Source organism: Paraburkholderia sp. BR10937, from assembly GCF_040965695.1.
In the GTDB taxonomy this organism is placed as follows: domain Bacteria; phylum Pseudomonadota; class Gammaproteobacteria; order Burkholderiales; family Burkholderiaceae; genus Paraburkholderia.
In genome coordinates this window covers 56,684-68,476 of record NZ_JBFRCL010000017.1, presented here as the reverse complement: position 1 = coordinate 68,476, position 11,793 = coordinate 56,684, and the positions used below count along the sequence as shown (strand labels likewise).

The window sequence follows — 11,793 nt, the reverse complement described above, 5'->3', positions numbered from 1 at the left end:
ACGTTATTTTATTCGGAATGCTTATTTAACAGGGACGGCGAAAAAACTGCGTTGCCGGATATGTCCAGCGAGTGTTATCGGTCGGCGTCGAAGCAAGTCAGAGGGTATCCCTCAAGCGACGCGGCAGCGACCGCGGTGAGCGGAAGCGAAATGAGAAGCAGATAGAGCCGCAACTGGACGACCGTCGCAGCGGTATTCATCCACATCAGTGGCATCCTGTTCGCCTGCGCGGCCTATTCTGCGGTCGAAGCGTCCATCGAATGATGATGCATCATGCCGGAATCGTGCCCCTCCATCGCGTCGTGGCCGTGATCGGACAACTGCGCATCAAACCATACGTGCAGTGCGGCGACGAGGCGAGGCTCGTCCGTGCGATACACGATTTCGCCGCCATTGGGCAAGTCACGATAGTCGATCTTCAGTTCGCCCGGCTGGGCTGTACGCAGGACAGCGAGGCCCGGCATATCGTTGCCATGGATCTGCTCCGGTGCTTCAAAGTCACCGGCGGCGAATTGATGCGCGATCCCGGCCAGATGCCCGCGGATCATGGCGACCTGCTTCGGATCATGATGCTTCGTGACGACCTGCTGGATCCCGCCGTCTGCAGTCTTCGTAAAGATGTGAGTGGTAGCGGCAAGCGAGAATGGCATCACCTTTGCGCCCTGTTGTGCAACATCTCGCTGGCGTGCCGTGACTTCGGCGATGGCGGCCGCGGAAAGAGCGGCGGCGCCGAGCAGAACGGCAGTCCATGCCACGATTACAATGGCTGAAGGGCGTTTCATCGGGTACTCCAGTCGAAAGTGCGCAAGGCGCCTGGCGTCAACATCCTGCTCAATCCATGACTGCAATCATACGGGGAGTACGCCGTTCGCAGGCGAGCTCAGCTTTCGCGCATCCGTTGTATACGCCACGTCATGGGCGACGCGGCGGCTGTCGTGTCCGCCGACGGCGATTTCAACCGGGAATAGCCCCGCGCCCGCGCACTGCTTTGCGGCAGGCCGCGTCACCTGAGAACGACGATGCTCTCTGCACCAGGCCGAATACGCAATCGAACCTCTCGTACAGGATGTACCAGGCAATCACTTCCGTGATGGGGGGACCTACTTCCGGCTTTTCAGGAATGCCCGTCCGGCAGCCGTAATCGCAATACTGGAGCGTGCACCGGATGGGTAGCTAACGAAGCCCGCGCTGATCAATTCCCGCGTGACCGACCAGCCGAGCGCCGGGGCGTCTCTCCCATAGCGAACTTCGGCGAGGCGTTCCAGTGCCCAGATTGAGGAAGCGGATAGGGTTTGCTCGTCTGGCGTGTCATTGTCGATCATTGCTTCTCCAAAGAATTCACGGGTACTTGTTGCGCATTGCGGGGCGCTACGCCATCAGTGGAAAGCCGACATTCCCTGTCGCGTCCAGTCGTAGCGCGCACCCATCCCGATGCGTACGGCTGTTTCCGCGAGGTCAGCGCCATGTTGCCCGGCGTGTTGATCTACCTGCTTAATCAAAGCCTCGAGTGACGGTAACGGGACACCGTTCTTCCACGCGCAAGCGCATCCGGCGCCGCGCGCAGCATGGTGCTTTGCATGCCGCGGCCGTCAAAGTACAGCGAGACGAGATGTTCGGATTCCATAACGACCGGGATATCCGGAGCAGCGCCTGGGCCACGGGCACGGATATTCGGGAGTGGCCAGTTGAACCGGGGCATGCGGTTCACCCCTGCTGTAGCAGCGGTAAAAGCGCGTGAAGTGCTGCCTCTTCGTCCGGGCCCGCGACCAGCACCTGAGCAGTGGTCCCGCCGCGCACCCGTAGTGCGTCGATTGCCATGCCATCCTTCGCGTTGCCGCGGCGTCCATTCGCGACCAGCAGGATGTCGCTTTCGAAACGGCGCGCCACATTGACGAATACCTTCCGGGCAGCGTCCGACCCATTCCGGTTCCACCCGGAACCGGCTTCAACATCCACAACGGTTGCCATGTTCTTTTCCAAAATCTCGGGACAGCTCCCTGGATTCAGTGCGAAATATCGATCTGGCAGTCCGTGAGAAACGCCCTGAGTTCGCCTTCCCACGTTGTGTCCTGCAGATCGATGCTGACGCCGGCAAGGCGCGTCATTTCGAGGTTCAGGTGAACCGCTTCAAGCGATCGCGGCCATACGGCCTGCGCAAAACACCGGCGCTCTACGTCCAGAAGGAGCCGTGGATGGTGCCGGAACCGCGCGCTGGCGACTGAGATCGCGTCCAGCACGTGCCGGGCCGATTCGCGCGGATAGACGAAGGCCAGGTGAATGCCGGCCGCCGCGAGTTGCTCACCAACGTCATGGAAGCGGTGGATCATCTGGAACCCGCGTTCGCCACCGCGCCCAACACCTACCAGGACCAGACCGCGGCTTCCCACGATTTCCTGCACGCGAACCAGGCGACGGTCAGGCGACAGCAGCGCTCCATCCAGATCGAACATGACGACATCCTCAGCGAATCCGCCCTCAAGTTCGCTGAAGGGCGGCGATCGTCATTATAATACAACAACAATATTATGTGCCTTACATTATAATGTTGTGTGCGCGAAAAGATGATCGCCTCCGGCGAAGCACGCATCTTCTTCCTGACTGACCCGAAACTGTTTTCACCGGAATCCGCAATGAACGCCGCCCCCGCATGCCCGCAATGCTCAATGGAAAACACCTACCCGGACGCCGCGTTGTATGTGTGCGCGGACTGCGGCCATGAATGGTCAGAGAGCGGGGGTGTGGAAACCGTGGGTGAGCCGGAAAGAGGCGTGGTGAGGGACGCAAACGGAAACGTCCTCTCAGACGGCGACACGGTGGTGCTGATCAAGGATCTGCGCGTCAAGGGCTCCTCGATCACGCTGAAGATGGGCACCAGGGTGAAAAATATCCGGATCGTCGGCGGCGATCACGAGATTGACTGCAGGACCGATACTGGCAACTTCATGCTCAAGGCCTGCTTCCTGAAGAAGTCCTGACCGGGAGGCCTGCAGCCGCGCGCGAAGCGCTGCGGTTTTTTACGCACTTGCCTGACTACGGGTTATATCGAGAATGGACGGCGACCAGACATCCTGTGACGCATTCGTCGAGTTCCTCTCGACGCCACTGAATGACAGGCGACCCTTCGTGCTGGAAACGCAGCACGCCGTGTCCCTGCACTTCGATCACTTTGCCACCCAGAGCTGCATGTCGCTTCGTGCGCCGGACAGGCTCACGCTCGGCTATACGCGCACGATGATGGGGTTCCTGCTGCTGCAGCCCGCTCCCAGGCACATCTGCATGATCGGGCTGGGCGGGGGCTCACTGGCGAAGTACTGCTATCTGCATCTGCCTGAAGTGGTGATCACTGCGGTCGAGATCGACCCTGAGGTGATTGCGCTGCGCGACGTGTTCAGAATTCCGGCAGACGACGCGCGCTTCAGGGTGGTGTGCGCCGATGGAGCAGACCACATCCGGAATGAGGGCGCCGCAGCCGATGTCATCCTGGTTGATGCCTACGTGTCGGGCGGGGTCGCGAGCCAGTGCACGGATATCGCGTTCTTCTCTGCCTGTCGCGAACGGTTGACAGAGACGGGCGTACTTGCGATGAATTTCACCGATGACGAACCCGCGCTGGACCTTTACGTTGAACGGCTGAAATCCGTGTTCGGCGCCTCATACGCATTGGTCCGATGCGGGGACGACAGCAATTTCATCGCTTTCGCCTGGAAAGGCAGAAGCCGTCTGCCGTCTTCGCGCGTCCTGCTCGATCGCGCCTTCTCGTATGCGTGGGCGGATGACCTGAGGCTACCGGTTACCGCCAGACGACTGAAGGGCGGCGTGAGCCTCGACCCGAAACGGTTGATCTGGCGTGAGAACGGCCACGCACACTGGGAGCATGGTGCGTGAACGTGCTGGCCCGGTGAGCTTCAGTCAGCGCTGCGCCCGACCCGCTTGCCTAGCGCGCTCTTCGTCTTGTAGGTCACGCCGTGACGTTCGAGATATTCGCGGATCAACTGCCGGACAACCTGCGAAGACGTCAGATCCTGCGCAGCACAGAGCTTCTCGAATGCCTCCTTCTTGGCGGGATCGATCAGGATGGTCAGACGCGCGGTTTTCGTTTCCATTGGGAGAGGCAGGAAAGGCAAGTATGATAATCGAATTATAATACACTCACGTTCAATGCCAATGCCCGCGCAAGCGCGCGAGGCCGTCCCGATAGTCACGACGCCCTGGACATTGATTCCCTGCACAAAGCAGTTCCGGTAACACTGCCGGGGCCCACGCACTACAGCCACTCCCCCGCTTCACGCTCCTTACGCAGACCAGCGTGCCCGGTTGCTGCCTGCGGAAACAGGCGAACACGTCGTCGGCGACAAAGGTGAGCGACAACCCGGGCCGACGGTTTGCGCTTGCACTGCGCCCACAGCGAGCCCTTCGGGCGCTGTGCGAGGCGTGCGCCAGCACACCTGGTGCATTGGCCTTTTCGGCTTCATGTAGCTCACATGATAACGTTATTATCATGGTCTGCTAGCCGTATGCATCTTTCGATGTAATATTATGCGCAGGACTGGTCCGGTGTGCCGGGCTCGGTCCATGCCCCTCGTTCAATCCGAGCGCACTGGAGACAATCCGGATGGCAAGCGTGCCTGGCGTCCATTTCGTCCTGCTGGTCGTGGTTGTCTGGCTCGCGCTCGGCGCGCTGGGCCTTGGGGTTCTGCATCGCACGAGGCTGGTCGCGCACAGCCTGTTTCCGCTCGGCGCGCTGGCTGGCTTGCTGCTGGGCGCGGCAGGTGTGGTTGGTGTCTTCGCCGAACCGTCCGCCATGCTGCTGCCGGTCGGCCTGCCCGGCCTTCCGTTCCATCTGCGCCTCGACCGGCTGTCGGGCTATTTCCTGTTCGTGCTCGGCGTCGTCAGCGCGGGGATCGGCGCCTTTTCCGCCGGCTATTTCCGCAAGGGCGAAGGGACCGCGCCCGGACTCATCTGTTTCGAATACCACGTGTGTATCGCGAGCATCGCGCTCGTGCTCATCGCAGACGACGCCTACGCGTTCATGGTTGCCTGGGAAACGCTGACGCTGTCCGCCACGTTCCTCGTCATGACCAACCACCGGATCGGCGAGATCCGCCGCGCCGCCTACCTGTACTTCCTGATTTCGCACATCGGCGCGCTCGCGCTGCTCCTGTGCTTCGGCATTCTCCAGGCGCGCACCGGCGACTACACCTTCGCCAACATGCGGGCTCAGTCGCCCGCCCCATTCTGGGCGTCGCTCGCGTTCCTGTTCGCGATCATCGGATTCGGCGCCAAGGCCGGCGTGTTCCCGCTGCATGTCTGGCTGCCGGAGGCGCATCCGGCAGCGCCGTCGCCCGTGTCGGCGCTCCTGAGCGGATTCGTGCTGAAAGCCGGCCTGTACGGCATGCTGCGTACCGTGTTCGACCTCCTGCACGTGCAGATCGCGTGGTGGGGCGTGCTGCTGCTCGTGCTCGGCGTTGGCACCACGCTGCTTGGCGTGGTGTTCAGCACGATCCAGGTCGACATGAAGCGCCTGCTCGCGTATTCGTCGATCGACAACGTTGGCCTGATGATCGCAGCACTCGGACTCGCGGTGCTGTTTCGTGCTTGCGGCATGCCGCTTCTGTCAGCCCTGGCGCTGACCGCGATGCTCTACCAGATTGCCGCACACGCGTGTTTCAAGAGCCTTCTGTTCCTGGGTACGGGCGCTGTGCTGCACGCCACCGGAGAGCGTAACCTTGGCAGGCTGGGCGGCCTGATCCGGTTCATGCCGTGGACCGCGTGGGCCGTGCTTGCGGGCGTCGCGGCCAGCGCAGGCCTGCCGCCGCTGAGTGGCTTCGTCGCGGAGTGGCTTCTGCTGCAGAGTTTCCTGTTCGCGCCGGGCTTGCCCAATTCCCTGCTCGCCATGACGGTGCCGATCGTGGCCGCGCTGGTCGCGATGTCGGCGGCGCTCGCCGGCTACACGATGGTCAAGTTCTTCGGCATCGTGTTCCTCGGGCAGCCGAGGGAAGCGAAACTGGCCCGTGCACGCGACGCGAATGTATGGGAGCGGCTCGCGTTCTGCTGGTTCGCCGCGGCCGGCGTGCTGCTCGGGCTGATGCCCGTTCAGTTCGTCAAGGTGCTGGACCCGGTCACGCGTGCGCTGGTTGGGAGGGGCGTCGCTGCGAACAACCAGGGCTGGCTGCTGTTCGCGCCGGTGTCCACTGCACGGGCGAGTTACATGCCCGGCGTGTTCGTGCTTTTCTTCATTGCCTGCTGCGCGCTTGCCTGGATCCTGGTGCGGCGCTTCTACCACGGCCGGCTGCGTCGCGCGGCGCCCTGGAGCTGCGGCTTTCCGTTCACGACAGCACGGATGCAGGACACCGCCGAAGGCTTCGGGCAACCGATCCGGGAGATCTTCGCGCCGCTGCTACGCGTCGAGCGGCAATTGCCATCGCCATACGATACGCAACCGGTCTACCGCGTGTCAGTCACCGACCGCACATGGTCCCTGCTCTATGATCGAATCGCGGCACTCACGCAGCGCACGGCACAATGGGCTGGCCGGCTGCAGACCGGCAGGATTGCCGTGTACCTGACCTACAGCTTCGCCGTCCTGATCCTGCTCCTGATGCTGGTGAGGCAATGGTGAGCCTGTCCGGCGTGATCTCGCAGGCCCTCGAGATTCTCGTGGCGCTTGCCGGCGCCCCGCTGCTCACGGGCTGGATCAACCAGTGCCGCGCATGGCTGCAAAACCGGCGCGCGCCATCCATCTGGCAGCCGTACCGGACGCTCCACAAGCTCTTCAACAAGGAATCGGTCGTCGCGCACAGTGCAAGTCCGGTGTTCCGTGGGGCCCCCTACGTCGTCTGGGCCGCGATGACGCTCGCGTGTGCGATCGTGCCCACGCTGTCGACTGAACTGCCGCTGTCACCTGCTGCGGACGCAATCGCGCTCGTCGGCCTGTTTGCGCTCGCGCGAGTCGCGTTGTCGCTCGCTGCGATGGACATCGGCACCGCGTTCGGCACGCTCGGCGCCCGCCGCGAGATGCTGATCGGCTTCCTCGCAGAGCCGGCTCTGCTGATGGTGCTGTTCTCTGCCTCGCTGATCACGCAGTCGACACAGCTCACGAACATCGTCGCAACGCTGGGCCGGAGTGAACTCACGATCTATCCGAGCCTGGCCTTCGCGGGTATTGCGTTCACGCTGGTGTCGCTCGCCGAGAACGCGCGCCTTCCGGTCGACAATCCCACCACTCACCTCGAGCTGACGATGATCCACGAGGCGCTGATCCTCGAATATTCAGGACGACACCTCGCGCTGATGGAATGGGCGGCGAGCCTGAAGCTGTTCGCGTACTCATGCATTGGACTGGCGCTGTTCGTACCTTGGGGCATCGCCGGGGCAGGCAGCCCGTTTGCGCTGCTGCTCGCGCTGCCGGTGCTTTTCATCAAGCTCATGGCGGGCGGTGCTGCACTTGCCGCGGTCGAAACCGCAAACGCGAAAATGCGCATTTTCCGCGTTCCCGAGTTTCTCGCCACCGCTTTCCTGCTCGCGGTCATCGGCATGCTCGTGCATATCCTGCTGGGGGCGTGAATGCACGGTTACGCGACGCAACTCATCAACTTCCTCGCGGCCGTGCTGCTCGCACTGTCGTTCGCGATGCTGAGCCAGCGCCGGATCCTCTCGCTGATTCACCTCTATACGCTGCAGGGCGTCGTACTCGTGCTGGCAAACCTGATCCTCGGATTCGTGACGGGCGATGCAAACCTGTACGTGTCCGCGGGCCTCACGCTCGTGCTGAAGGTCGGTGTGATTCCGTGGATCCTGTACCGGCTTGTGCGAATGCTCGACGTGCGGGCCGACGTCGAGCCGCTCATCAACATTCCGACGACGATGCTCATTGGTATCGTGCTCGTCATCATCGCGTTCACCGTCGCCTCGCCAATCAGCCAGCTCGCGACCTCGGTCGCGCACGGCACACTCGGGATCGCACTCGCGTGCGTGCTGCTGTCGTTCATGGCGATGATCACGCGCGCGAAGGCGATTCCCCAGGTGATCGGCTTCCTGTCGATGGAGAACGGCCTGTTCTTCGCGGCAACGGCCGCGACCAACGGCATGCCGATGATCGTTGAGCTCGGCATCGGGCTGGACGTGCTGGTCGGCATCCTGATTCTGGGCGTGTTCATGTTCCAGATCCGGGAGCAGTTCGACAGCCTGGACATCCATCACATCGAGAAACTCAGGGATGAGTGACGCCCACGTCGTGCTCGCCGTACTCGGCATTCCGCTCCTGGCCGCCGCATGCCTGGCGCTCACTCGAACGAGCCGTGTCGCACGGCACCTGAACGTCGCATTCAGCGTCGCGACGTTTGCTGCCACGCTCGTACTCGCGGCGCGTACCGTCGAACACGGCCCGTCGTTTGCGTTCGGTCGGGCATTTTTCGTCGATCCGCTCAACGTGTACCTCGTCGCGCTGACCGCATTCGTTGGCTGGACGACGTCACTGTTCTCGCGACCGTACATGCAGGTCGAAGAGGACCGTGCCCGGATGACGGCCAAGCGCATGCGCCTGTATCACAGCATGTACCAGCTATTCATCTTCGCCATGCTGCTTGCCCTGCTGACCAACAATCTCGGGGTACTCTGGGTCGCGATGGAAGCCGCCACGCTCGCGACCGTGCTGCTGGTCAGCATCTACCGCACAGCTGCGAGCCTCGAGGCCGCATGGAAGTACTTCATCCTGTGTGGAGTCGGCATCGCGCAGGCCTTGTTCGGCACAATCCTGCTTTACCTCGCGGCGAGCCGGCAGTTGAGCGGCGATGATGCGCTGCTCTGGACAAGCCTGGCAGCGGCCAGGATCCACCTTGACCGCAACATCGTATCGATCGCCTTCGTCTTCCTGCTCGTAGGCTACGGCACCAAGGTCGGACTGGTACCAATGCATAGCTGGTTACCGGACGCCCACGCCGAAGGCCCGACACCGATTTCGGCCGTGCTTTCTGGTCTTCTGCTGAACGTCGCGCTGTACGTGGTGCTACGCTGCAAGGTACTTGCCGATGGTGCCCTGGGCAATGGCCTGCCGGGGCGGCTGCTGGTCGGCTTCGGGCTCGTGTCGGTACTGGTTGCGTCGTTCTCGCTGTTTCGCCAGAAGGACGTCAAGCGGCTGTTCTCCTGGTCCTCGATCGAGCACATGGGGCTGATGACCTTCGCGTTCGGACTTGGCGGCCCGATCGCGACGTTTGCCGGGCTGCTTCATATGACCGTCCATTCGCTCGTCAAGTCGGCCATCTTCTTCACCGTGGGCCACGCGGCGCAGAAGGCAGGCACGCAGGCGATCGACGGGATTCGCGGGCTGCTGCAGGTCAGCCCGACGGTCAGCTGGGCAATGATGCTCGGCTCGCTCGCGATCCTCGGCCTGCCGCCGTTCGGCGTGTTTGCGAGCGAGTTCCTGATCCTGACGACCGCCATGAATACGATACCGTGGACGGCACCCCTGCTCCTGCTCGGCCTCGCCGTCGCTTTTGCGGCAATCTTCGCGCGCGTGCAGCGGATGGTGTTTGGTGGAACGACCACGGCAAAACCGCTCGAGCATCGCCCTGCCCTGCTGCCGGTCTTCGTGCATCTGGGCCTCGGGCTGATGCTCGGCCTCTATGTGCCCCCTTACCTGGCAACGTGGTATCGCCAGGCCGCAACGATGCTGGGGGGCTGAAGCATGCGACTTGACACGGTACAGATCGAAGGCGCGATCCGGCTGTCGCACGCAACGGGACAGATTCCGGCAGCCATCGTGGAGGTCAACGAAGCGCGGTGGCTCGAAGTCGCGCACATGGCGCACTCGCAGCAGAGCCGGCTCATCACGATGTGGGGCTGCGAAGCACCCGACGGGGGTTTTTCGGCAAACGCGGCGTACGAGTGCGAAGACGGGATCATGTGGGTGCGTCTTGCGACGGGGTGCAGCCCTCAGGCCGGTGGGAGCTTCCCTGATCTTGCCGCCATTTTTCCGTACGCGGCGCGCATGCAGCGCGCGATCTTCGATCTCACCGGCCTGCGGGCGCGTGATGCGCAGGACACCCGCCCGTGGCTCAATCACGGCAGCTGGCCCGATGACTATTTCCCGTTGCAAAGACAGGCATCAGGCGTCGAGACGTTCGAGTCCAGCGAGGCGGATTACCCCTTCGTGCAGGTCGCGGGAGACGGCGTACACGAAATCGCGGTCGGGCCGATCCACGCCGGCACCATCGAGCCGGGGCACTTCCGCTTTTCGGTCGTTGGGGAAAAGGTGCTGCGCCTTGAAGAGCGCCTGGGTTATGTGCACCGCGGAGTCGAGCGCCTCTTCGAACGAACGCCGGCCTCAAATGGCTATCGGGTCGCGGCACGGATTGCAGGCGACTCGACAGTTGCGTTTTCATGGGCATACTGTATGGCGCTTGAACAGGCGTGCGGTGTCACGGTGTCGAACCGTGCGTTGTATGTGCGCGCCCTCCTGCTCGAAAGGGAGCGGGTCGCCAATCATCTGGGCGACCTTGGTGCGCTCGGCAACGATGCCGGCTTCGCCTTCGGACTCGCACAGTTCTCACGACTCAAGGAGGACTGGATACGGATGAACGCGCACGCCTTTGGGCATCGCTATCTGATAGACCGGATCGTGCCGGGTGGCGCGTCAGTCGACATTCGTCCGGAGACAATAACCGCCCTGGTGAAGCAGTGTGACGCTATCGGGCGTGAAGCCCGCATCATGCGCAAGATCTACGAAGACCAGTCGGGATTGCAGGACCGGTTTGCTGGTGCCGGTCGGTTGACTGCCGATGTCGCTGGACATTTCGGCATGCGCGGCATGGCCGCTCGCGCCAGCGGTCATACATTCGATTTGCGCGCGGCCTTGCGACCCGCTCCGTACGACGATGTGTCCGTCAAGGCTGCAAGCGACGCTCGGGGCGACGTCGCGGCGCGCGTTGCCGTGCGATTTGCCGAAATCGACGAGTCCCTGCGCCTGATACGTGTACTGCTCACCAGCCTTCCTGCCGGATCCGTTGCCGTCGACGTGAAGCCGGTCTGCGAACCGTCGCGCGGGACGGGCTGGGTGGAAGGATGGCGCGGCGACGTATTTGTCGCGCTCGAGCTGGACGCACGCGATGTGGTTTCGCGCTGCCATTGCCATGATCCATCGTGGCAGGGCTGGCCAGCACTCGAGCACGCGATCATTGGAAACATCGTTGCTGATTTTCCGTTGATCAACAAGTCGTTCAACCTGAACTATGCGGGGCACGACCTCTGATGTGGCAGCTTATCCGGCAATTCGCGCGCTCCGGCCTTCCGGGCGAATCAGCGCCAACGGGGGACGATTCATGGCGACACGAGGAGCGAGAGATTCGTCGCGAAATACTCGATCTCCTCGGGCGAGCCCTATGCATCCGGCAGATCGACGCAGGCTCCTGTAACGGCTGCGAGCTGGAGATCCATGCGCTCAGCAATCCTTACTACAACATTGAAGGTCTGGGGATCAGGTTCGTTGCGAGCCCGCGGCATGCTGACCTGCTGCTCGTGACCGGACCCGTGACGCTGAACATGCAGGCGGCCGTGCTTGCCGCATATGACGCGACGCCAGCCCCGAAACTCGTCGTGGCGGCAGGAGAATGCGCATGCACGGGTGGCATATTTGCCGGCAGCTATGCCGTATGCGGCCCGGTTTCGTCGATCCTGCCGGTTGATGTGACCATCCCTGGTTGTCCACCACCACCCATCGATTTGCTGCGGGGCATCCTGACGGCCTGCCGGGCACGTTAGCGCAATTCAGGAAGATCGACATCCAGGCGGGTATGCGCC

The 11,793-nt window shown here is 62.6% G+C and carries 13 protein-coding genes; 8 read left to right on the top strand and 5 right to left on the bottom strand.

Annotated features, from left to right (window positions below; translation table 11 throughout):
* Positions 1-233: 233 nt before the first annotated feature.
* The 4 genes from AB4Y44_RS16240 to AB4Y44_RS16225 form a co-directional block, all read right to left on the bottom strand.
* Positions 234-782, bottom strand: a complete 549-nt coding sequence (locus tag AB4Y44_RS16240; RefSeq protein WP_342920070.1) for an aspartate carbamoyltransferase — start codon at positions 780-782, stop codon at positions 234-236.
* A gap of 318 nt (positions 783-1,100) precedes the next feature.
* Positions 1,101-1,322, bottom strand: coding sequence for a hypothetical protein (locus AB4Y44_RS16235; protein ID WP_342920069.1), 222 nt, complete (start codon positions 1,320-1,322; stop codon positions 1,101-1,103).
* A gap of 382 nt (positions 1,323-1,704) precedes the next feature.
* A complete protein-coding gene (locus AB4Y44_RS16230) occupies positions 1,705-1,968 on the bottom strand; it encodes an HPr family phosphocarrier protein (protein ID WP_368700182.1) in 264 nt (87 codons plus the stop codon).
* Positions 1,969-2,003: 35 nt separating this feature from the next.
* Positions 2,004-2,450: a hypothetical protein gene (locus AB4Y44_RS16225; RefSeq protein ID WP_368700181.1), complete on the bottom strand. Its 447-nt coding sequence runs from the start codon at positions 2,448-2,450 to the stop codon at positions 2,004-2,006.
* 180 nt (positions 2,451-2,630) lie between these two features.
* Between AB4Y44_RS16225 and AB4Y44_RS16220 the strand changes: the two genes are divergently transcribed.
* Positions 2,631-2,975 (top strand): zinc ribbon domain-containing protein YjdM, encoded by a 345-nt coding sequence (locus tag AB4Y44_RS16220; RefSeq protein WP_342920207.1) that lies wholly within the window; start codon positions 2,631-2,633, stop codon positions 2,973-2,975.
* Positions 2,976-3,048: 73 nt separating this feature from the next.
* Complete coding sequence (locus tag AB4Y44_RS16215; protein WP_368700180.1) at positions 3,049-3,885, top strand: fused MFS/spermidine synthase; 837 nt, start codon at positions 3,049-3,051, stop codon at positions 3,883-3,885.
* A 20-nt stretch (positions 3,886-3,905) separates the two neighbouring features.
* Here the strand turns inward: AB4Y44_RS16215 and AB4Y44_RS16210 are convergent, their stop codons facing one another.
* The gene (locus AB4Y44_RS16210; RefSeq protein WP_342920065.1) at positions 3,906-4,103 is read right to left on the bottom strand and encodes a ribbon-helix-helix protein, CopG family; all 198 of its coding nucleotides are present in this window, start codon (positions 4,101-4,103) and stop codon (positions 3,906-3,908) included.
* A 509-nt stretch (positions 4,104-4,612) separates the two neighbouring features.
* On the opposite strand from AB4Y44_RS16210, the gene hyfB reads away from it, so the two are divergent.
* The 6 genes from hyfB to AB4Y44_RS16180 are packed head-to-tail and all read left to right on the top strand — an operon-like array spanning position 4,613 to position 11,754.
* Positions 4,613-6,619, top strand: coding sequence for a hydrogenase 4 subunit B (gene hyfB / locus AB4Y44_RS16205; protein ID WP_368700179.1), 2,007 nt, complete (start codon positions 4,613-4,615; stop codon positions 6,617-6,619).
* Entirely contained in the window at positions 6,613-7,563 is a 951-nt protein-coding gene (locus AB4Y44_RS16200; protein ID WP_342920063.1) for an NADH-quinone oxidoreductase subunit H, read from the top strand. Before hyfB ends, AB4Y44_RS16200 begins: the two co-directional genes overlap by 7 nt.
* Positions 7,564-8,223: a formate hydrogenlyase gene (locus AB4Y44_RS16195; protein WP_368700178.1), complete on the top strand. Its 660-nt coding sequence runs from the start codon at positions 7,564-7,566 to the stop codon at positions 8,221-8,223. It abuts the gene before it with no gap.
* Positions 8,216-9,679 (top strand): hydrogenase 4 subunit F, encoded by a 1,464-nt coding sequence (locus tag AB4Y44_RS16190; RefSeq protein WP_368700177.1) that lies wholly within the window; start codon positions 8,216-8,218, stop codon positions 9,677-9,679. Before AB4Y44_RS16195 ends, AB4Y44_RS16190 begins: the two co-directional genes overlap by 8 nt.
* A 3-nt stretch (positions 9,680-9,682) precedes the next feature.
* The gene (locus tag AB4Y44_RS16185; protein ID WP_368700176.1) at positions 9,683-11,245 is read left to right on the top strand and encodes an NADH-quinone oxidoreductase subunit C; all 1,563 of its coding nucleotides are present in this window, start codon (positions 9,683-9,685) and stop codon (positions 11,243-11,245) included.
* Positions 11,245-11,754, top strand: a complete 510-nt coding sequence (locus AB4Y44_RS16180; RefSeq protein WP_368700175.1) for an NADH-quinone oxidoreductase subunit B family protein — start codon at positions 11,245-11,247, stop codon at positions 11,752-11,754. Before AB4Y44_RS16185 ends, AB4Y44_RS16180 begins: the two co-directional genes overlap by 1 nt.
* Positions 11,755-11,793 lie beyond the last annotated feature (39 nt).

What these genes read in the sequence shown, in the direction of transcription:
- AB4Y44_RS16185 (WP_368700176.1), top strand. Translation starts at nt 9,683, where the DNA reads ATGCGACTTGACACGGTACAGATCGAAGGCGCGATCCGGCTGTCGCAC.
- AB4Y44_RS16210 (WP_342920065.1), bottom strand. Translation starts at nt 4,103, where the DNA reads ATGGAAACGAAAACCGCGCGTCTGACCATCCTGATCGATCCCGCCAAG.
- AB4Y44_RS16215 (WP_368700180.1), top strand. Translation starts at nt 3,049, where the DNA reads ATGGACGGCGACCAGACATCCTGTGACGCATTCGTCGAGTTCCTCTCG.
- AB4Y44_RS16200 (WP_342920063.1), top strand. Translation starts at nt 6,613, where the DNA reads ATGGTGAGCCTGTCCGGCGTGATCTCGCAGGCCCTCGAGATTCTCGTG.
- AB4Y44_RS16235 (WP_342920069.1), bottom strand. Translation starts at nt 1,322, where the DNA reads ATGATCGACAATGACACGCCAGACGAGCAAACCCTATCCGCTTCCTCA.
- AB4Y44_RS16220 (WP_342920207.1), top strand. Translation starts at nt 2,631, where the DNA reads ATGAACGCCGCCCCCGCATGCCCGCAATGCTCAATGGAAAACACCTAC.
- AB4Y44_RS16240 (WP_342920070.1), bottom strand. Translation starts at nt 782, where the DNA reads ATGAAACGCCCTTCAGCCATTGTAATCGTGGCATGGACTGCCGTTCTG.
- AB4Y44_RS16180 (WP_368700175.1), top strand. Translation starts at nt 11,245, where the DNA reads ATGTGGCAGCTTATCCGGCAATTCGCGCGCTCCGGCCTTCCGGGCGAA.
- hyfB (WP_368700179.1), top strand. Translation starts at nt 4,613, where the DNA reads ATGGCAAGCGTGCCTGGCGTCCATTTCGTCCTGCTGGTCGTGGTTGTC.
- AB4Y44_RS16225 (WP_368700181.1), bottom strand. Translation starts at nt 2,450, where the DNA reads ATGTTCGATCTGGATGGAGCGCTGCTGTCGCCTGACCGTCGCCTGGTT.
- AB4Y44_RS16190 (WP_368700177.1), top strand. Translation starts at nt 8,216, where the DNA reads ATGAGTGACGCCCACGTCGTGCTCGCCGTACTCGGCATTCCGCTCCTG.
- AB4Y44_RS16230 (WP_368700182.1), bottom strand. Translation starts at nt 1,968, where the DNA reads ATGGCAACCGTTGTGGATGTTGAAGCCGGTTCCGGGTGGAACCGGAAT.
- AB4Y44_RS16195 (WP_368700178.1), top strand. Translation starts at nt 7,564, where the DNA reads ATGCACGGTTACGCGACGCAACTCATCAACTTCCTCGCGGCCGTGCTG.